Origin of the sequence: Xylanibacter ruminicola (genome assembly GCF_900107775.1) — a bacterium.
GTDB lineage: Bacteria > Bacteroidota > Bacteroidia > Bacteroidales > Bacteroidaceae > Prevotella > Prevotella ruminicola_C.
In genome coordinates this window covers 377,961-400,265 of the sequence record NZ_FNRF01000001.1, presented here as the reverse complement: position 1 = coordinate 400,265, position 22,305 = coordinate 377,961, and the positions used below count along the sequence as shown (strand labels likewise).

General features: G+C 47.4%; 12 protein-coding genes. 10 read left to right on the top strand and 2 right to left on the bottom strand.

Annotated elements, in window-relative coordinates; genetic code table 11:
* The first annotated feature begins 58 nt into the window (after window positions 1-58).
* The 9 genes from BLU97_RS01330 (at window position 59) to BLU97_RS01290 (ending at window position 17,752) form a co-directional block, all read left to right on the top strand.
* The gene (locus tag BLU97_RS01330) at window positions 59-1,084 is read left to right on the top strand and encodes a LacI family DNA-binding transcriptional regulator (RefSeq protein WP_074759901.1); all 1,026 of its coding nucleotides are present in this window, start codon (window positions 59-61) and stop codon (window positions 1,082-1,084) included.
* A 23-nt stretch (window positions 1,085-1,107) separates the two neighbouring features.
* Window positions 1,108-2,409: an MFS transporter gene (locus tag BLU97_RS01325; protein WP_074759900.1), complete on the top strand. Its 1,302-nt coding sequence runs from the start codon at window positions 1,108-1,110 to the stop codon at window positions 2,407-2,409.
* Window positions 2,406-5,327: a two-component regulator propeller domain-containing protein gene (locus BLU97_RS01320; RefSeq protein WP_081352806.1), complete on the top strand. Its 2,922-nt coding sequence runs from the start codon at window positions 2,406-2,408 to the stop codon at window positions 5,325-5,327. Before BLU97_RS01325 ends, BLU97_RS01320 begins: the two co-directional genes overlap by 4 nt.
* 184 nt (window positions 5,328-5,511) lie before the next feature.
* Window positions 5,512-8,727 carry a SusC/RagA family TonB-linked outer membrane protein gene (locus tag BLU97_RS01315; RefSeq protein WP_074759898.1) on the top strand — a complete coding sequence of 1,072 codons (3,216 nt, stop codon included), beginning with the start codon at window positions 5,512-5,514 and terminating at the stop codon, window positions 8,725-8,727.
* 41 nt (window positions 8,728-8,768) lie between these two features.
* Entirely contained in the window at window positions 8,769-10,514 is a 1,746-nt protein-coding gene (locus BLU97_RS01310) for a RagB/SusD family nutrient uptake outer membrane protein (RefSeq protein WP_074759897.1), read from the top strand.
* A 46-nt stretch (window positions 10,515-10,560) separates the two neighbouring features.
* The gene (locus BLU97_RS01305; protein WP_254771631.1) at window positions 10,561-12,516 is read left to right on the top strand and encodes a hypothetical protein; all 1,956 of its coding nucleotides are present in this window, start codon (window positions 10,561-10,563) and stop codon (window positions 12,514-12,516) included.
* Between the two features lie 83 nt (window positions 12,517-12,599).
* Window positions 12,600-14,522, top strand: a complete 1,923-nt coding sequence (locus BLU97_RS01300) for an arabinan endo-1,5-alpha-L-arabinosidase (protein ID WP_074759895.1) — start codon at window positions 12,600-12,602, stop codon at window positions 14,520-14,522.
* 20 nt (window positions 14,523-14,542) lie between these two features.
* Window positions 14,543-15,595, top strand: a complete 1,053-nt coding sequence (locus tag BLU97_RS01295) for a family 43 glycosylhydrolase (protein ID WP_074759894.1) — start codon at window positions 14,543-14,545, stop codon at window positions 15,593-15,595.
* Window positions 15,596-15,700: 105 nt separating this feature from the next.
* Window positions 15,701-17,752, top strand: coding sequence for a glycoside hydrolase 43 family protein (locus BLU97_RS01290; protein WP_074759893.1), 2,052 nt, complete (start codon window positions 15,701-15,703; stop codon window positions 17,750-17,752).
* Here the strand turns inward: BLU97_RS01290 and BLU97_RS01285 are convergent, their stop codons facing one another.
* Window positions 17,753-18,613, bottom strand: a complete 861-nt coding sequence (locus BLU97_RS01285) for a hypothetical protein (protein ID WP_074759892.1) — start codon at window positions 18,611-18,613, stop codon at window positions 17,753-17,755.
* Window positions 18,614-18,749: 136 nt separating this feature from the next.
* On the opposite strand from BLU97_RS01285, the gene BLU97_RS01280 reads away from it, so the two are divergent.
* Window positions 18,750-19,775 carry an arabinogalactan endo-beta-1,4-galactanase gene (locus BLU97_RS01280; protein ID WP_254771630.1) on the top strand — a complete coding sequence of 342 codons (1,026 nt, stop codon included), beginning with the start codon at window positions 18,750-18,752 and terminating at the stop codon, window positions 19,773-19,775.
* Here BLU97_RS01280 and BLU97_RS01275 read toward each other — a convergent pair.
* Complete coding sequence (locus BLU97_RS01275) at window positions 19,765-22,299, bottom strand: glycosyl hydrolase family 95 catalytic domain-containing protein (protein ID WP_074759891.1); 2,535 nt, start codon at window positions 22,297-22,299, stop codon at window positions 19,765-19,767. The genes BLU97_RS01280 and BLU97_RS01275 overlap by 11 nt on opposite strands.
* Window positions 22,300-22,305: the final 6 nt, after the last annotated feature.

The window sequence follows — 22,305 nt, the reverse complement described above, 5'->3', positions numbered from 1 at the left end:
TTTTAGGATGCTTTTCGCAAAGATTTATTATCTTTGCACACGGAATAATTGGAAACCGATGGAAGAAAAGGCGCCAATGACAATGAAGGATATCGCACGGGAGTTTGGTATTTCCGTGGCAACCGTGTCGCGTGCACTCAAGGATTCGCCCCGTATCAGTGAAGAACGTCGCAGGGCTATCCAGCAGTTTGCACGCGAGCATAATTTCTATCCCAATGCCATTGGCGAGGCTCTTCGACATAGTCGTGTTATGCCTCAGCGTATTATTGGTGTAATCGTACCAGAGTTCACGCATTATTATTTCTCGTCCATCCTTACAGGTATCGAGGAGGCTGCTGCTGCCCGTGGCTATCGTATTATGGTGGCGCTTAGTGGCGAACAGTACGAGCGTGAGGCACAGATATGTGATAACTTCCATCGCTTTAAGGTGTGCGGTGTTATTGTGTCGCAAGCCAAGGATACCAAGAACTACGATCACTATCAAAAGTTGATTGATGCTGGTGTGCCCATCGTGTTCTACGATAGAATATGTACGGGTGTAAACGCCAGTCGTGTGGTGGTAGATGACTATATGGGTGCCATGAACGCCGTTAGTTACCTGATAGAGTCGGGCTGCAAACGTATTGCTTTCTATGGTGGTCCGCTGCAGCTCGAGATATCCAAGAACCGATTTAACGGTTATAAGGATGCCTTGTTGAGTCATGGTATGCAGATTGATGAGAGTATTGTGCAGGTGTGCGATAACCGTGCCGAAGCCGAGGAACTTACGCCAAAACTGATGGCGATGGAAAATCCGCCGGATGGCTATTTTGCAGTGAATGACGATACGGCCATCGGTGTACTCTATACTGTAAAGCATGCAGGATTCAGAGTGCCAGATGACGTGCAGATATGTGGCTTTACAAATGGCCAGCGTGCAGTGGCCTGCGATCCGATGCTGACTACCGTCGAACAGCGTGGTCATCGTGTGGGCGAGGAAGCAGCTACCATTCTGATGGATAAGGTCGAAGGCCTGTCGCCGCTCGAGAAGATTGAGAAACGCGTGGTTAAAACCCGTCTCGTTGTACGAGGAACAACCAAATAATTGAGAACTAAGAATTAAGAGATATGAAACAAAAACCTGATTTGTCTTTTTGGAAATTGTGGAATCTGAGTTTCGGATTCTTTGGCGTGCAGATTGCTTATGCTCTGCAGAGTGCTAATATTTCACGTATCTTCCGCACGTTAGGTGCCGATCCTCACTCTCTGAGTTTCTTCTGGATATTACCCCCGTTGATGGGTATTCTGGTGCAGCCTATCGTGGGTACACTGAGTGATAGAACTTGGACTCGTTTCGGTCGTCGTATACCTTATCTGTTTATTGGTGCCCTGACGGCTGTGGCTGTGATGTGTCTGTTACCAAATGCTGGTTCGTTAGGCCTTAGCATTTCGATGGTAATGATATTCGGTTTGCTCATGCTGATGTTGCTCGATACTAGTATCAATATGGCCATGCAGCCATTTAAGATGATGGTGGGCGACATGGTAAATGAAGAGCAAAAGGGTAAAGCTTACTCTATCCAGTCGTTCCTGTGTAACGCGGGTAGTGTAGTGGGCTTCCTGTTCCCGTTTATATTTGCATGGATTGGTCTGAATAATGTGGCTCCCGAAGGCGTTGTGCCCGATACGGTTATTTGGTCGTTCTATATTGGTGCTGCCATTCTTATTCTCTGCGTTATCTATACTACGCTCAAAGTCAAGGAGTGGTCGCCTGAGGAGTATGCCGAATACAATCCTGTATCTAACGAGAAAGAAGATTCTGGCAACTGGTTCGTATTGCTTAAGAATGCTCCTACGGCATTCTGGCGTATCGGCTTGGTACAGTTCTTCAGCTGGGCTGCTTTCCTTTATATGTGGACATATGTGGTTGATGCCGTGTCGATTACGGTTTGGGATACTGCCGATTCTGCTAGCGAGGCTTATCAGGTGGCTGGTAACTGGACGGGTGTGCTTTATGCCATTCAGGCCATGAGTTCGGTAGCTTGGGCTGCTCTTATTCCACGCTTCAAGAGTATCAAACTGGCTTATGCTGTCAGCATGGCGTTGGGAGGCTTAGGCTTTGCACTTATTCCATTCTGTCCTGGTCAGTACCTGCAGATTGTACCGTTCTTGCTTATTGGTTGTGCTTGGGCTGCCCAGTTGGCATGTCCGTTCACACTGGTCACCAATGCCCTCCAGGGCTATGGTCACATGGGTGCTTATCTCGGACTCTTCAACGGAACCATTTGTGTGCCTCAGATTGTAGCAGCCTTGTTGGGTGGCTCTATCCTCACACTTGTTGGTAGCAACCAGGCCTATATGATGATTGTATCAGGTGTCCTATTGTTTGCCGGTGCCTGTGCCGTGTTCAATATCAAGACTAAAAAGTGAATCGATTAACGGCGATTATACTTTCTTGTATGTTGTCGCTGACCATGTTGGCCAGCGGCAACATATTAACTGAGCGGTATAATCTGTCGTATATCAACCTCGAGAATGGGTTGCCGCACAACAATGTCAGTTCGCTCTATACCGATTCTAATGGTTTTTTGTGGATAGCAACATATGGTGGCGGATTAGTGCGTTACGATGGTTATGGTATGATGTCGCCGATGCTCGGTCTGAAGAGTTTGTCGTGCAAGTCGATTGCAGAAGACCGCTTTAAACGCTTATGGGTTACTTTCGACGAAGGAACCAATGTCATCGACCTGCGTACCATGCTTACCACCGTTCCAAAATCTCCTAAGGCCGATATAGCTGCATTATTGTCCCAATCGGGTGTGAAATCCTATTGCGATGCTCTTGGACGTATATGGCTGATAACCGATAAGCGTGTTAATCTCATTACTTTTGCTGAAGATGGTAGCGTAGCTCATATTGCCTCATATCAGTATCGAGGTAACACCCCCGAGATATGCATTTGTGATGTTGAGGGTAATGGTAAACCTTGGGTAGGTATCGATTATGGACTCTATCGAATGGTTGAGAAGAATGGCAAATTGGTAAGAGAAGAGATATCCACCTTGCTCCATCCTTTGTATGGTCTTTATATTACCGATATCCTGAAGCGAGGTAATACTATTTGGCTCACCACTAACCATGGTCTCTTCCGCTACGATCCATATCTGCAGCGATTGGATCAGACACCCATTCAGCATCTCTCGCACGAGTTCCTGTCGAGTCTTGCCCTGATGCCAGATAACACATTGTTGGTGGGTTCGCTATGCGGTGTGAACATATACGACGATAAGTCGGGCACCTTTACGGCTTGGACACAGGCCAGCACACCGCCATTAAAGAACGATTTTGTTCATTGTCTGTTGGTAAACGACGGTCTGATATACGTTGGTACCGAGGCTGGTGGTGTTATCCGATTGGTTCCCAGACAGTTGCTGCTGCAGAATAGTGTGCATTCGCAGGATCCCGGTTCGCTATCACCCAATCCGGTTAATGCTATGTATGCTGCCCCTGATGGTACGCTGTGGGTGGGTACTGTTGAAGGTGGGCTGAACCGCAGAATCAAGGGCGAGCGTAGTTTTATTCATTATACCAAGACCAACTCGGCCTTACCACATAATAGTGTATCAACATTAACTGCCGATGCTTACGGTCGATTATGGATTGGTACTTGGGGTGGGGGCGTTTGCTGGATTGATATGAAGAATCCTCAAACCATTGTCCGTCTTGAGCTGCCTGCTGAACAGGCCCGGTTAACCAATTATATCGGCGCCATGGCTTACGATGCCATTAACGGCGGCATGTGGATTGGTAGTAACGATGGATTGTTCTTCTATAGTTTTAAAAACAAACAGTTGATAGAACCATTCGAAGAGTGCCAGTTGGTGCGAGGTTGTATTGGTTCGATCGTAACGCGCGATGGTAACTTGTGGATGGGTTGCATGCAAGGTGTTGTGATCGTCGATTTGAAATCAGAGAAGAATGGACAGTTTGCAACTCGCAATATCCGCCATCTTTTGGCCGATCCTACATCAAAAATCGTTGATAAGATATCCTCGTTCTGCGAAACCAGCGATGGTACGCTGTGGTTGGGTAGTAACGGTTACGGACTCTATAAACGTGTACAGGATGAGAATGGTGATGAGCGTTTTGAAGTGCTGACCCAGGAAAATGGTCTGGTGTATAATGGCGTGAAAGGTATTGTTGAGGATCGTAATGGGCGCCTGTGGATTACCACCCAGAATGGTTTGTCGGTTTATGATCCTAAATTGCAGGCATTTACCAACTACTCACAGTACGACGGTCTTATTAGTCCGCATTTCTATTGGAACTCTGCTGTGAAGGATGCTGCAGGTAATATTTGTCTGGGTAGTGAGGCTGGTTTGATTGAGATGTTGGATGATAATTCCGATACACATTACCACGGTCATCTTACGTTTACGCATCTGATGGTTGATAATCAGGAAGCTATCGCAGGTAGCGATTATCTTTCAGAAGATATCTCGGTGGCTAACACCATATGGCTGAAAGAGGGCCATCGTTCCTTCTCTATCGATTTCTCGGCACTTGACTATGGGTATGAGATGCAGGGCGTGTATAGTTACCGTATGAAAGGACTCGATAACGATTGGGAAGTATTGAAACCTGGCCAGCATTCTGTGCGATATAGTGTTTTGCCTGCAGGTAATTATACCTTTGAAGTAAAATACAAGTCGGTACAGATGGCAGGCGAGGGCGACACTATCTCAATCGAGGTGGTGGTGAAACCCTACTTCTGGCGCAGCTGGTGGTTCCGCCTGCTGTTAAGCATTCTGTTTGTAGTACTCATGGTGTACTTATATAATAGGTGGGCTACTATTGTCAAGCGTCGTGAGGCCGAGCAGCTCATTACTCCTATCCGTAAGGTGTTGGAAGAATCCGACGACCCGCGTCAGTTGCAGTCACGTATTCAGAATATCTTAGATAATCAGGAACGCTACAAGCAGAGCGTATCAAAGAGCGTTGAGGCCGATAAGGAAGAACAACTTAAAAGTACCCGACCTTTTATGGAACGTGTGATGGATATTATGGAAGCACATTATATGGACTCAGAATTCGGCGTACAGGAGTTCTGCGATGCCTTAGGCATGAGTCGTAGCGTGGCCAGTAAGCATCTTAATGCCGAGGCCGGACTGCCTGTCGGACAGTTCATCCGCAATTACCGCTTGAATATGGCTAAGGAGATGTTGTCGTCTAAAACCACTAACCGTAACATTACCGAGATTGCCTATGCTGTAGGCTTTAATGATCCCAAATACTTTACTCGTTGCTTCACTAAGATGTATGGTGTCAATCCTAGTTCTTGGTCTTGATTTAGCTCAGGGATAGGTCTTGATATATCTCAAGAAGTGGAAAATATGTATACTGGAGGACAAAAATCGTTTTGTCCACCTTATTAATCGTTTTGTCCACCATCGCATTGTTATATATCAGTATCTTTGCGCCAGATTATTTCAAATTTTAACTAATTCAATTAAAACTTAAAACAATTAGCAAATGAGAAAACATGTATTATTCTCTGCGATGCTTGCGTTAGGTATGCTGGGCGGCCTGTCGGCTTATCCGGTGCCTGCCATGGCATTAGTGGCACAGCAAACTATTAAGGTTAGCGGCCAGGTTGTAGACCAAGAGGGAGAACCACTCATTGGTGCTACAGTGAAGTTGAAGGGGGCACAGAATGGTGTCATTACCGACTTCGACGGAAAGTTTACTATCGATGCACCCGCCAATGGTACACTCGTGGTAAGCTACGTAGGTTACAAAGATCGTGAAATAGCTGTACGCGGACGCGCGATCATTGAAACTATTGAAATGGAAAGTGATGCTATGTTGCTCGATCAGGTGGTAGTGGTAGGTTATGGTGTACAGAAGAAAGCCGACCTTACTGGTTCTGTATCAATTGTGAATGCCGACGAGTTGAAGCGAGTTTCACACTCTAACATTTCTTCAATGCTAGAAGGTAAGGTTGCTGGTGTGCAGATTACCTCCGATGGTCAGCCTGGTGCCGACCCAACGGTGCGTATTCGTGGTATCGGTAGCTTTGGTAGCACTGCACCTCTGTACGTTGTCGATGGTGTGCCTGTTGGTACCAGTATTCGTGATTTCTCTCCAAACGATATCGAGACTATTCAGGTTCTCAAGGATGCTTCTGCCGGTGCTATCTATGGTAGCCGTGCTGCTAATGGTGTGGTAATCATCACTACAAAGGGCGGTAAGAAGGAGCAACCACTGAAGGTTGATTATAAAGGTTACTTCGGTGTGGATAAGATCCAAACAGGTGTTTACGATCTGACCAATGCCGAGCAGTATAGTCGCTATTTGGGTATTGCTGCCGAAAATGCAGGTATTCCTGTTCCTGGTGGTTACAGTTTGGGTGCCGATGGTTACTATCACTTCCGTGATAATACTAATACCGACTGGTTGGCAGAGGCTTTCAAAACAGGTATCCGTCAGAACCACAGCGTGAACCTGAGTGGTGGTGGTATTAATAATACCTATAATATAAGTCTTGATTACTATAATCAGAAGGGTACCCTTGAGGGTGCAGGTCCTAACTTCGAGCGTTATACTGCTCGTGTTAACAACACGATGGATACAAAGTTCGTGAAGTTCCGTACCAGTCTTGTTTATTCTCACTCTGATCAGGACAATCTGGCTGTATCTAATGCCAATGAGTATGTACAGGGTTTGTATGGTAATCTGGGTAATGTGCTGGGTGGTGTGCTCAATATGCAGCCCACCATTAAGGCTTACGACGCTTCAACATGGGTACTCGATGATGTGGTAGGCTCTGCCAGTGGCTACAAGTACGATGCTTATGGCTATGGTGTTTACTATGATACTGTACATGGTGATATTTCGGCCATGAACCCACTGCTGATCAATAAGATGCTTACTCGTAATACCATCGTCGATCGCTTTGTTGGTACAGCTTCGGCCGATGTTGATCTGCTGTCGATGGTTGGTATCAAGAGCAAGAACCATCAGCTCACATATAGAATTAACCTGTCTTATAGCACCACATCATGCAACGACAAGACTTGGATTCCTGCTTGGATACAGAGTAACCGTGTATATCTGGCTAAGGAGAACGAGCGTCTGACTAAGGCTCATCGTAAGTACACCGATGCACTGATTGAGAATACACTTACCTATGATGGTACCATTGGTTTGCATCATGCTAATATCGTTGTTGGTCAGACTTATCAGGAGGAGAATACTCAGACACAGTCGGCCACTGGTGTAAACCTGTCGCAACCTTATTTCCTGCAGTTGCAGAATGCCAGTTCTTGGAGTGCCGACAGCTATGAGTACAAGCACACACTGGCTTCTTACCTGGCTCGTTTGAACTATGATTTCGACGGTAAGTACCTCATCTCTGGTATCGTACGCCGTGATGGTAGCTCTCGTTTGTCAAAGGATATCCGTTGGGATACCTTCACATCAGTATCTCTGGGTTGGCGTTTCGATAAGGAGAAGTTCTTCCCCATCGATCGCGACATCGTTAACATGTTCAAGCTCCGCGCCAGTTATGGTGAGCTGGGTTACGAGGCTGCTGTAGGCGACTATGCTATCGAGGCTACCATGGCCCGTAACAACATGACTTATAGCTTTGGTAACCAGCCTATCACAGGTTCGGCTGTTTCAACCTTCGTGAACGAGAACCTGACTTGGGAGAAGAGAAAGACGATGAACGTTGGTCTTGATCTGGCTTTCTTTAACAACCGCATCGAGTTTACTGCCGAGTGGTATAAGAATAAGTCACAGGATCTGCTCTATAACGTACCTGTACCTGCCAGTGCTGGTGTAGCCAATACTTCGGTTACCATGAATGCAGCTTCGATGGAGAACAGTGGATTTGAGTTCTCGCTTACTTATCGTAACCGCGACCATGCTCTGAAGCACGAAATCAGTGCCAATCTGAGCACTTTGAAAAACAAGGTAACATCGCTTGGTTTCGGTACCGAGAAATATATCACTGGTGCTTATATCACCGAGGTTGGTCAGGAAGTAGGTAAGTTCTACGGTTGGGATTATCAGGGTATCATCCGTACCCAGGAGCAGCTCGACCAGCTGAATGCCCTTGCACAGGCTCAGGGACTGAATGAGTATCAGCCAGGAGCCAATGTGGGTGATTGCTACTATCGCGATGTAAATGGTGATGGCCAGATTAATGCCGACGACCAGACGGTTCTGGGTAGTGGTCTGCCAAAGGTTAACTTTGGTTTGAGTGCACACCTCGAGTACAAGATCTTCGATCTGAGTATCTCTACTTATGGTGCACTTGGCTACCATGTAACCGATTATCTCTATAACACCCTGAACTCAAGCTATGGCTATGGCAACAAGAGTGTTGACATCCTCGGTGCTAACCAGTGGGATGGTGGAACCTACGTGTCAAACATCCCCCGCACTTATCTTTCAAACAGTGCTACCCTGGCTTGGAACGACCTGTTCAGCTGCCGTCAGATTCAGAACGCAGCTTACTGGAAGATTGCCAACGTTGAACTTGGCTGCAACCTGCCAAACAAGTGGTTCGCCAACTATGTAACTGGTGTACGCCTTTATGTATCGGCACAGAACCTCTTTACCTTCACTGGTTATAAGGGTTACAATGTCGATTATGCCGGTGGTACCTTCACCCCAGGTTACAACTATTGTTCGTACCCCACAGCTAAGAGCTTTATGGCTGGTTTGAATTTCACTTTCTAAGATGAGCATTGAAATATTGAATAATTGAAAAATTGAAGTATATGAAACTGCATAAAATTTCATTGGCTGTACTCGTTGGTCTTGGCACACTTGCATCTTGCGATAGCAAGCTGGATGTGTCTAACCCCAACCAGCAGACCACAGCCACATTCGGCAACGATGTCGAATCATTAGAAGAGAATGTGATTGCTGCCTACAACCACATTCGTATGGAGGGCACCTATGCCCGTGTGGGCTATACACTCGACGTATGTCGTGGTGATGAAGTGTGGAACTCATCGCAGGTATGGTACATGCCTTTCGATGATCTGAATGCACCTTTCACCGACGAGATTGGTCAGTGGTCGTGGCGCGACTGGTATTATACCATCAACGTATGTAACTACACCATTTCCCGTTGTGGTGAGGACAACTCTGTACTTTCTGAGACCATGAAACGTATCAAGGGACAGATGCTGTTCCTGCGTGGTCTGGCTTATTACAACCTGACAGGTTATTATCAGAATCCTATTCTGATTACCGATTATAATACCTATTCTACACTCGATGGCCTTTATGGTACAAACAGTACCTACGATGAGGCTTGGGATCAGGTAGAGAAGGATTTTGCTGAGGCTATGACACTGCTGCCTAGTCGCGATACTGGTGGTCAGTGGGCTCAGGGCCGTGCTACCAATGGTGCCGCAGCAGGCTATTATGCCCGTGCACTGATGATGCGCCATAAGTACACCGAAGCACTTGCCGTGCTGAAGGATATCATTGGAGGTAAGTATGGTCACTATGAGTTGATGAAGAACTACGGTGATAACTTCCGTGAGGGATCGGCTTACGAGAACAATGCCGAGAGCTTGTTCGAGATTCAGTATCTGGACTATGGTTCACAGGGTACCGACGACGAGTGGACACCTGTAAACACCAGTCCTAATGCTACACAGGGTCATGCTATTGAGAGTAACTTTGGTCCTGGCGATATGGGTGGATGGGCCGACCTTTCAGCCTCTCCATGGCTCTATCAGCTATTCAAGTCCGAGAAGACCACCGCTGGTTCGCTCGATCCACGCCTCTATTGGACAATCGGTACTTACGAGCCCGAGTGGGACGGATTTGAGTATGGAAACGTTTGCTATACCGTGCCTATGACTGCCGATGCACCTGTGGTAACTAATAACAACAATGGTGGACTGCCTATTGCAAAGAATACCAACCTGCGCACAGGTCTTTACGATAAGGTGGTAACAGGTCTGCACTGCGGTATCAACCTGCGCATGATGCGTTACTCTGATGTACTGCTGCGTGCTGCTGAGTGCGAGAACGAGGTAAATGGTCCTACACAGCAGGCTATCGACTGGATTAACCAGGTTCGTAACCGTGCCGGTCTGGCCGATCTGAAACTTGCCGATTTCTCAGGAAATGCCGATAAGTTGTTCGAGCAGATTGCCAACGTGGAGCGTCCAAAGGAGTTTGGTTGTGAGTTCGGCCGTGGTTTCGACCTTGTTCGCTGGGGCTTCTTCTATAGCGCCGATCGCCTCCAGCAGATTAAGGAGCATGGTACCTTCCGTCGTACCAACGACAAGACTCGTGTGAAGGAGCCTGTTAGCTACTCAGAAGTTGGTGCCGATCCTGAGCTCAAGAGTTCGTACGATAGTTGGATTCAGGGTCATGAGTTCTTCCCCATCTACCAGGGAACACTGAACGATAACCCCAACCTGCAGGGTAACTCGGCCAATAAGAGCGAGAGCAATGCCGATAAGCTCTATGGTCCTGTTCATCCAGTAGTGAAGCTCTAGTGAAAGGTAATAAGTAAAAAGGTAAAAAAGTAAAAACGATAAGATTATGAAATACAATAAATTAGCAACAGTCATCTGTTCGGCTGCCTTGAGCTTGCTCACGCTGACAGGTTGCGAAGGTGGTGATTTATTCAGCATCAATGCACCAGATTGGCTTTCGTCGAAGGCTGACTCTATTGCTGCCGAAAAGGCCAAGAATCAGGGCGACGACGTGATCGAAGGTATGGAGGAGGATGTGTACACCATTGGTGCCACCGACTATTCTACAGGCTGGTGGGCTCAGTTCTCTAAGTACTATCAGATAAAGGATGGTGAGAAGTGGATTGCTCAGTTCAACCTGAACATCAATCCTAATGCAACCAACACCTATAAGAACTTTGCCATGATTATCACTAACGATGAGGATCGTGGTGCAGGCGACTATAAGGAGTATGGCGCTATCCGTTTTGATAATCAGCCCAGCGGTAACTCTGAGTGGGGTGAATATATCGATCGTAGCTTGGTTACAAGTGATCTGACCTTTGAAACTGATACCGATACGGGTGTTGATAAGTTGGGTGGTAAGGTTACGCTGACCGTTGATCGTACCTCTGGTGGTCTGGTTGTTACTATGACCAATGGTGTTGTAACAAAGGTTTATAATCAGACTTCATCGCTGACCAACCTGAATGCCGATGCTTCTAACAAGACCATCCGCGCATTCCTGGTTCCCGAGGGTTCTTATATCAGCTTCCTGGGTTCTACCGTAGAACCAATCGGCGGATTCACCACGAAGGAGGATAAGCAGCCATTGTCGATGGAACTTACTGGTGTGCCCAGCGAGGTTCTGGTTGGCACTGAGCTTGCCGAGGCTATGGCCAAGGTTACAGCAGTGGTTACTTTCGAGCAGGGTGTTACTAAGAATGTTACAGCCGATCAGCTGATCTTCCAGGCCATTCCTAATATGGACGATCTTGGACAGAAGACACTGGTTGTTATGTATAACAAGACATTTAAGGGCGAACTTTGTGTTTCTCCAGTTGTGGCTGTTAAGAAGTTTGATGTCGTAAAAGAGTTGTCTGCCTTTACTCAGACCGTAGTCGTTCCCACACCGCATGTACTGGGTGCTACCGACAACTCGTCGGGTTTCTGGTCTGCTCATACCAACAATATTAAGGTTGCTCCTAAGGAGACAAAGGTTGTAAGCTTCACCAACTACTCTTCTTGCGAGAACAATTGGAACAACTTTGTTATCGTACTCAATGATGCCTCTACCACTAAAGAGTATGCGGTTGTTCGTGCAGATAACTTTGGTTGGGGTGATGGATATGCTGCAGCCAAGAATAGTGGTGGACAGTCTGATTGGGATACTTGGCGTGCTGCTATGAATGGCGCTAAGGTTACTGCTTACATTACCAACAATGGTGATGGCACAGCAAACATCAAGGCTGTTATGATTGGTAATGATGGAAATGAGTATGTTCAGGAGTACACAGGTATCAACACTGTCAATCCTGACGACATGTACTTCCGTCTTACTATCGATGGTTGTCATCTGGTATTCGACAACGAGCTTGGTGCTGCCGACAACTCTTCTGGTTTCTGGACTGCACACTCTCCCAATGTGCATATTCCATCTCACACAGTGTGCACGATTAACTTCACAAACTACACCAGTGGTGCCAGCAACTGGAATAACTTTGTAGTTGTTCTGAACGCCAAGGACGTTACCAAGGAGTATGCTGTGGTACGTGCCGACAACTATGGTTGGGGTGATGGCTATGCTGCTTGCACACCAAGTGGCGGACAGACTGACTGGGGCGCATGGCTTGCTGCCATGAATGGCGCAAAGGTAAAGCTCACCATAGCCAACAATGGCGATGGTACAGCCAGCATCAAGGCCGTAATGCATGGTACTGATAACAACGAATATGTTCAGAACTACATCGGTATCAACACCATCGATCCGGATAATCTCTATTTCCGTCTGACAGTTGATGGATGTCATATGGTATTCGAATAAATGGTAACTAAATAGCGAGGCAGGCTTAATTGCCCTGCCCCGCTTTTCTTTATAAAGATAGTAATGTATAAAATCTAGGTAACATGAAGAATATGTTTGCTAAATGGGGGTGTCTGATGTTGATGGTAGTTGCCTTTGCTGCCTGTGGTGGTGGAAGCGACGATCCAGAACCCACTCCTACACCAACACCTACCGGGACGGTAACTATATCTATTCCACAAGTGTCAGATATCTCAACGACATCTGCCCAATTCAGAGCTCAGGTAACGGCTTCGTCTGGACTGAATGTAACTAAGCGTGGATTCTGCTATTCCACGTCTTCTAATCCAACAACTTCAGACAAGACGCTAACTACCCAGCTCGACGATATGTTGGCAACGGCAAGCGGACTATCGGCCGGTACTACTTATTATGTCAAGGCCTTTGCCGTATCAGCACTTGGTACTACATATTCTGAGGTTACCAGTTTTAAAACTGAAGAGAATTCTGGTTCTGCTCTGGATTCCTATGTGGCTCCAAACTATATCGATGACTATCGTAATATAGCTGGTTGGGCACAGCGCAGTCAATGGAATCTGGCCAATGTCCACGACCCTTCTGTCATGCTTGCCGATGATGGCTATTTCTATATGTATCAAACGGATGCATCCTATGGTAATGCTCACACAGCTGGCGGACATTTTCATGCTCGTCGCTCAAAGAATCTCATCGACTGGGAGTATCTGGGAGGTACGATGACCGCTGCACCAGCATGGGTTAAGGATACATTGAATAATAGTCGAGCTCGTTTCGGCTTACCAGCCATCAACAATCCGTCTTATGGCTACTGGGCTCCTTGCGTTCGAAAAGTCAAATCTGGTCTTTATCGTATGTATTATTGTATCGTGGTTGATAACTATATTCTTACAGGAAAGGCCAATACTGAGGCTAACTTCGATAAGTCTTGGACCGAGCGCGCCTTCATCGGTGTGATGGAAACCAGCGACCCCGCATCGAATAAGTGGGAAGACAAGGGTTTTGTTCTCAGTTCTATGTCCGACAAGGGCACCAACTGGGCACGTAGCAGTACAAAGGACTGGAATGGTTACTTCTATTATAATGCTATCGACCCCACCTACATCATCACTCCTTCGGGCGAGCATTGGCTCATCTTTGGTTCTTGGCACTCAGGATTTGCTGCTCTACAGGTAAATGCCGACACGGGTAAGCCTATCAGTAAGATGCCTGAGTTCTGTACAACCATGGCTGAGTTGAACAAGGTGATGAAGCGTGTCTATACCCGTGACAAGAATAGCCGTTGGCAGGGGGCTGAGGCTCCCGAGGTGATCTACCGCAATGGATACTATTATCTTTTCCTGGCTTACGACGGGCTTGATGTTCCTTATAACACCCGTGTGGTTCGTTCGCAGAACATCGATGGTCCTTACTTCACTATCAGTGGCGCCGACGTAACTACCAATGGAGGTGATGCTTTGCCCATCATGACCCATCCTTACAAGTTCAGTAGCGGTTACGGTTGGGTAGGAATCAGCCATTGTGCCGTGTTCGACGATGGTAATGGTAACTGGTATTATGCTTCTCAGCAGCGCTTCCCCGACTCAGCAGGAGGCAATGCTCCCAATGCTGTCATGATGGGTGGCGTTCGCTCCATCCGCTGGACTAAGGACGGCTGGCCCGTGGTTATGCCAGAGCGTTATGGTGCCGTGCCTGATGTGGCTATTACCGAAGAAGATATCGTTGGCACTTGGGAACATATCGACCTCTCCTATAGTTATGCCAAACAGAAGACTTCATCTGAGATGGTATTTGCTGCCGATCACACCATTACGTCAGGAACTTGGAAAGGTGGCAAGTGGAGCTTTGATGCTACCACCAACACACTTACAGCCAATGGGGTAGAACTGTTGTTACAGCGTGAGTGCGACTGGGAGGCCACTCCTCGCAAGCATACTATCGTGTATGCTGGAGTTACTAATCAGAAAACCTATTGGGGTAAGAAGAAATAATTAAGTAAAAGAATCATTTTATGAAGAAAGCTATGATACTCCTTGTGGTGCTTATGTTGAGCACCATACAAGGAGCAAACGCTCAGAACAGGAAACGATTGCAACGCGAATCGTTTGTTACCGACACACCCATGGTCCACGATCCTGTGATGGCCTACGAAGATAGTACCTATTACATCTTTGCCACCGGCATGGGTATCCAGAAGATGACATCTGTCGATCGCAAGAACTGGACAGTGCACACAGAACCTGTCATGTTGGTCATTCCTCAGTGGACCCACGATTCCGTACCAGGCTTCCAACAGCATGTCTGGGCACCCGATGTTATCCAGTGGCATGGCAAATGGTGGTTGGCTTATAGCTGTTCTACCTTTGGTAAGAATGGCTCGGCCATCGGACTGCTCTCTACCCAGAAGCTGGCTTCTGGCTTGTGGAACGACGAGGGCTGTATCGTTACTTCGCGCGAAGGTCGTGACAACTGGAATGCCATTGATCCCAACTTTGTGATCGACGACCAGGATCAGCCTTGGCTGGTATGGGGCAGTTTCTGGGACGGCATCCAACTGGCTCGTCTCGATACCACCATGCATATTGCCAAGGGCGAAAAAACTCGTACCATCGCCCGCAGGTTTAACTTGGATAATAAGGCCAGCAAGAATGCGCTGCCCATCAATCCTAATCCACCCAAGAATCCAACGTCCGACTATGCCGGACCAAATGCCATCGAAGCTCCATTTATCTTCAAACACGCAGGATACTATTATCTGTTTGTATCGTGGGATTATTGTTGTCAGGGTAGCAAAAGTAATTATCGCGTAGCGGTAGGTCGTAGCAAAACCGTCGAAGGTCCGTATCTCGACCGTCATGGTATCGATATGCGCTATGGTGGCGGCAACCTCTTCATCGAGGGCGATAAAAAGGCATTCGAGGCTGCTGGTCATTGTGCTGCTTACCATATCGACTGTCAGGACGTGTTTATCTGTCATGGCTATAGCATCGCCCATCGGGGTGCATCCATCCTCATCCAGCGCCCTATCAGCTGGACGTCAGACGGATGGCCTATTTTGAAATAGTAAAAGCGAAAAGTGATAAAGTGGAAAGTTATGTTCACCATAGTTAGTTATAAGTTAGTTAGAAATATTGTTTTTTGCAGTAATGTTTGGTTAAAGGCGATACTGATGCTTTTCGCTTTTCACTTTTCGTTTAGTCCTGCATTCGCCCAGTCGTGGACGGCCGATAACGGTAACGGCACATTTACCAATCCGCTGTTTTACGATGAGTTTTCCGATCCCGACATTCTGCGTGTGGGCGACGATTATTATCTGGCAGGCACCACCATGCATACCGTGCCTGGCTTGGTGATTCTGCACTCTAAGGACTTGGTTAACTGGGAGAATATCTCGTATTGCTTTGATCGATTCGACTTTGCCGACGATGCTTTCTCACTCAAAAACCACAAGGAAATCTACGGTCAGGGTGTTTGGGCACCTGCCATCCGTTATGCCAACGGCCAGTTTTATGTGTTTACCAATATCAATGGCAAAGGCCTTCAGTGCTACACCTCAAAGGATATCCGTGGCCCTTGGCAGCATCATAACATGCAGGGCAACATCTACGATCTCTCCGTGCTCTTCGATGACGATGGTAAGATTTATGCCATCCATAAATATGGTGAGGTACACTGTACTGAACTGAAACCCGATATGAGTGGTCCTGTTGAGGGAACCGATCGTGTGATTATCCCCGATGGCAATGCCATTGGCGAGGGGCATCATGTGTATAAGATAAATGGTATGTATTATATCATATCAACCGATTATATGCCTAATGGCCGTACCCTCTGCAGTCGTTCCAAAAGCATCTGGGGACCTTACGAAACCGTTACCATTACCGCCGACGAGACCTTTGGCTATCATGCCGCACCTCTAACACAAGTGCCACGTGGCGAAAAGTATCGTATTGGTGTGGATGGTACTAAGTTTGGCATACCTCAAGTTGATAAAGATGCTACCGCTTGTACCAACATCCACCAGGGTGGTATTGTGCAGGACCAGAATGGACAGTGGTGGGCGCTGTTGATGATGGACTTCCACTCCATCGGTCGCACCGTATGTCTCTCGCCCATTACCTGGAAGGATGGGTGGCCTATGATTGGCCTCGAAGGCAACCTTGGTCGCGCTCCACGTACCTGGTTCAAACCCAACATCGCTACCAACATAAAAGCACATGCTTCATATCTTCGTAACGATGATTTTAATTCGGCAAAGCTGGGTAACGTATGGCAGTGGAATCACAACCCCGATGATACTAAGTGGGGGTTGAAGAAAGGCCGCTTGCGTCTTCAGTCGATGCCTGCCGAACAGCTGATGTGGGCACGTAACTCGCTCACTCAGCGTGTCATCGGTCCTACGTCTATCACCACTGTCGAGCTCTTTACCAAAGGTTTTAAAGATGGCGATGTGGCAGGTCTTGGCAATATCAACGTGCCCTGCTCGTGGATAGGCATTGTAAAAGATGGTAATACCCTTACACTCCGTTGCTACGAGCAAGCCACCAACGATACCATCAATCAAGAAGTGAATGCCGGGAAGCTATGGCTGCGCATGGTTGGTGATTACGATAACAATCAGGCTCATTACGAGTATTCGCTCGATGGTAACACCTATCAGCAGTTAGGTCGCGAAATGCCTCTTAGCTATCAGCTTATCTCGTTCCAGGGCTCGCGCCATGCCCTTTTCGCCTTTAATCATAAGGGCAAACAGGGTGGTTATGCCGAGTTCGACAACTTTAAGGTAGTAGAACCGCAGGCAGATCGCAGTCAGAATATCCCATACGGCAAGTCGTTTCGCATCATTAATTTAGCCACGGGCAAACCTGCTATCGCCCAGAAGCATGGCTTGCTTTACGATACCGATGAGGCCGACAAGAGTCCACAAACACGTTTCCGTATCATCGATAAAGGACAGGGAAAGGTAGTGCTGCAGTGCGAGGATGGTCGCTACGTATGGTGCTCGGGCTTTGGTATTCCTGGCGATGTGCGCCTGACTACCGATGAGTCGAAAGCCGAGGTGTTCCTTTGGCAGGACTATCTCAACCACGAGTTTATGCTCCTTTCCTTGCGTACCCACCGTTACATCGGTAAGAGTCCCACCACAGGTAGTCCTTATTCGATGGACTACGCAGGTGCCGATCCTGCCCGTCGCAACGGTGCCGTCTTCCGTTGGGAGTAATTATTTTGCGATGAGGGCTTGGATTTGGGCGGGGGTGAGTTTGCCTGAGCTGATAAACTCTTGCATGATGTCGTTGAGTTTGTTTTCAACCTCTTCGGTGATGGTGTAATCCCATGTTAACGCCTCTTCGATGCTAACACGTACACCGCCCTTGTTATGACTGTTGTCCAAGCAATAGAGCGTGATGTCGGGATGCTCTTTCTGCAGATAGGCAATGCGCCCCTTAAAGAGCGGGTAACAATACACATAGTAATAGTGACTCATGGCACGGTTCGACCTGATAAGTCGGTTAATCATATTTGTGAATCCTGTTACCGGATCGTTGTGCACAAACACGATGCTGGCTTTAAAACCGCGGTCTTGTACCATTTTCAGGCGACTCTCGAACGATGGAATACTGATAAAAGCGCCATCGTATACCAAACCTGCACTATGTGCCAACTCTTTCAACTTGGGGTTGTTTCTTAGAGCAGTAGATTTGCCTGAAGCTGTAGAACCCATCATAAAAAAGATGGTTTTGTTGCCTTCGGTCTCGGCACAGTCGAGCAGTCTGGCGAGTACCAGACTATCAATCTGTCGGCTGGCCATGATATAATCGGTAACGTTCAGTCCGTTGTAGCCAATGCATTTCAACTCCTCGCGAATATTGTCGGGGTCGAGAATATTACCACTCTTATTCAGATACGAGTTTGCCAGCGAATCGAGATGATCGCCCACCCATTTGTAAGCCGCATCGCCTGTGATAACCAGCTGTGTTGAGTCGGCTTTCTCGTTGGTATTGCTAATAAGGTTTGCCGCTAATGTCGCTGTCTGCCAGAGCATCAGCAGGGCAAAAATAAATATTCTAAAGATAGCTCGCATAGTGAATTTTCTATTTTTCCTGGCTGCAAATATACAACATTATTTTAAAACAATGAATAATTATGTTTTTTTTTGCAGTAAAAGCTTGGTATTTTATCGAAAAAGTTATATTTTTGCAGGAAATAAATAAACTAAAATGATGAAACTACTACTTGTATCTATGGTTATGGCACTCGTTTCGCAGAGTGCTTTTGCTCAGAGTGATTTTGTGAAAGGAGCCGATGTGGGATTTCTCACTGGGCAGGAGAAACATAGCGTGAAATTTCACGACTGTGATGGTAAAGAACGCGAGTGTCTGGAACTGCTGAAGAACGACTACCAGATGAAGGCCATCCGCATGCGAGTGTGGGTGAACCCACGTGGCGGCATGAACGATAAGTATGAGTTGCTGGCTATGGCCAAGCGTGCCAAAGCACTTGGTATGGACCTGATGGTCGACTTTCATTACAGCGACTCGTGGGCCGACCCTGCCAAGCAGCCTATCCCCGAGGCTTGGAAAAATCATAGTTACAAGCAGATGAAGAAGGATGTGCGCCAACATACCATCGATGTACTATCGTTGCTCAAAGCCAATGGTATAGAGTCACGTTGGGTGCAGGTGGGTAACGAAACGGCCAACGGACTGCTCTGGCCCATGGGACATATCGAGCAGAATCCCAAGCAGTATGCAGGTTTTATCCGTGCTGGCTACGATGCTGTGAAGAAGGTGTTCCCTCAAGCCATTGTTATTGTGCATCTGGATCGCGGCCACCTGCAGAGCCTTTACGATTATAATCTGGATATTGTGAAGAAGTATGGTGGTAAGTTTGATATGATAGGCATGTCGCTCTATCCCTACTGGGCCATGCAGGATCATCCCGAATTGAATCCCGATGGAATTATTACCGACTGTATGGCCAACATCCGCCATTGTAGCGAAAAATACGGCTGCGATGTGATGATAGTAGAAACGGGTTTTGAGGTAGATGAGCAGCACCCAGAAAAGATGGACGAGGGGCGCCGCCAGCTAACCCGTGTGATTCGCGAGGCTCGTAACGAAACCAATGGCCGTTGCCGTGGCGTGTTCTATTGGGAGCCCCAGTGCCTGCCTGGTGGCTATAAGCTTGGCGCCTTTAACAGCAACGCCGCGCCTACAGCCATCATGGAGGCCTTTAATGAGTAAGATGTACTACTTTATCAGGCTGAGTGCTGATATCGTACAGATATGTTGATAGTAGTTTGTTTTGCAGTAGTTTCGAGGAATCTTTGACCTTCGGGGCGGGTATATCATATACCTGCATAAGTTGGTTCGTATTTATGCCTTTTGCTTTCTTTATACCCTTACCTTTGAGTGGCACTGCTGAGCGTATGCGCAAATTGCCACCCAGTGTAGAACGGATAGTGAGAGATACTACGCAGCCCTTTCTCCATTTCATGTGCTCTATGATGAAGCCCCCACGCGTTTTCAGACCTTTTACCTCGCCATCCGACCATACATCAGGTAGAGCTGGCAGTAGGTTTATGGCACCATCGTGACTTTGCACCAGCATTTCTGCAATACCGGCACAACAACCGAAATTACCATCTATCTGGAAAGGGGGATGTGCGTCAAACATGTTGGCATAGGTGCCGCCATCCTGATCCTTGATGGTTGCTTGGGGCGATTTCAGTTTTAGCTGATTCTGGATAAGTTTGTAGGCGTGGTTGCCGTCTAATAGTCGGGCCCATAAACAAACTTTCCATCCCATCGACCAACCTCGCGATGCATCGCCACGACCGATGAGCGACTTGCGGACAGCAGCTGTAGCAACAGGATTGTTATAAGGGGATACCTGACGACCAGGGTAGAGGCACCAGAGATGCGACACGTGGCGATGGTTGCTTACCTCGCGGTCCCAGTCCTCGAGCCACTCCTGCAGTTGACCGTATTTGCCTACCATCATAGGTGGCAACTGACTGCGAACCTGGTCTAGACTATCGGCAAAACTCTGATCAATACTTAATGCGTTGGCTGCCAATCGAGTGTTGTAAAGTAAGTCATAGATCATCTGGTTATCCATAGATACACCAGCAAAAACCGATGGCGACTGATCGTTATTAAAAATGTCGTCGTGATATCTGCCTATACCTGGATGGTTTTCGGGAGAGTGGGAGGGCGAGGCTACCAAATAGCCCGTCTTGGGTTCGCGCACCAAGAAATCGAGATAGAATCGGCAAGCCTCGGCCATCACTGGATATGCTTCATGTTTTAAGTAATCTTTATCGCCTGTATACAGATAGTGTTCCCACAGATGCGAACAGAACCAGGCGTTGCATGTTGGCCAGATGGAGCATGAGTGATAATCAACTGCTCCAGTAGAGCGCCATAAGTCGGTATTATGATGCAGTGTCCAGCCTCGGGCACCATACATCTCGCTGGCTGAGCGGCGACCTGTTACGCTTACATCCTTTACCATCTGCAGGAATGGATCGTGGCATTCCGAAAGGTTAGTTACCTCGGCAGGCCAGTAGTTCATCTCTACATTAATGTTAGTGGTGTATTTTGAGTCCCATGCAGGATACTGGTCGGCATCAGGATTCCAAATGCCCTGTAGATTAGCAGGCTGACTGCCACGCTGCGATGAGGCGCTGAGCAGATAACGTCCAAATTGGAAATAAGTACTTACCAGCCCGGGATCGCTTGTTTCTGAGAACTCGCGGATTCGTACATCGGTAGGCTTCTTTTCTTGTACGGGATTATGTCCCAAATCCAGGCTGACACGGTTGAACTGCTCCTGGTAACGAGCCACATGATTAGCCAACGATTTTTCGAAGGTCTCGTGTTTTTTTAGATAGTTGTTCAGGATTGTCATCGCTTTTGCATCGGCATCGGCCGTGATATTGTCGTAACGTACAAAGTTGGTTGCGGAGCTAACCACAACAAGCGCCTCGGTAGCGCCACTTACATGGATAGTACCATTGGTACCAGTTGCTTTTCCACCTATAGGAATCACCTTGATGTAAGATACGCAGTGCAAGCCATTGGGCACATTCTCTTCTTTGGGTGCAGTAGGGTGGCTGAATACACGTAGCATATCGTTACCTACTTGACTCACATCGGCCAACACACGTTGTTTCTTTAACGGACCAGCAAACGATGCACTGAACTGCAGTTTGCCAGCATGAGTCGTTTTCAGTCTGATGAGTGTTACGTTATCAGTTAATGAGGTGATAACCTGACGTTCGTAACTTACGCCATCGGCCTGATAGGTTGTAGTGGCTACAGCCTGATCCAGACTAAGCTCTCGTCGATAGGTGTTAACCTTTTGCTCAGGGAAGGTAAGAATCAGATTACCTACCGACTCGTAAATCATACCATGACCAGTAATACTCCTATCGGCAGTAATGTTGTGCATCGACAGGTACTGGGCTTGCTGATAATCGCCACGATTAAGTGCTGCCCGTATGTCCTGCAGCACACCAAGTGCCTTAGGATTTACGTTGTTGTACGGTGAACCACTCCAAAACGTGTCTTCGTTCAGCTGGATAGTATCGCTCTCAATACCACCATAAACCATTGCTCCTAAACGGCCATTTCCTAATGGCAAAGCCTCAACCCAATGCTTGGCTGGGCGGTCGTACCACAATACGTGTGGGTGAGCATAGATACTCAACACACATACATAGATGAGCGCCATCAGTGTCATTCTTTTTTTCTTATTTTCCATAATGAT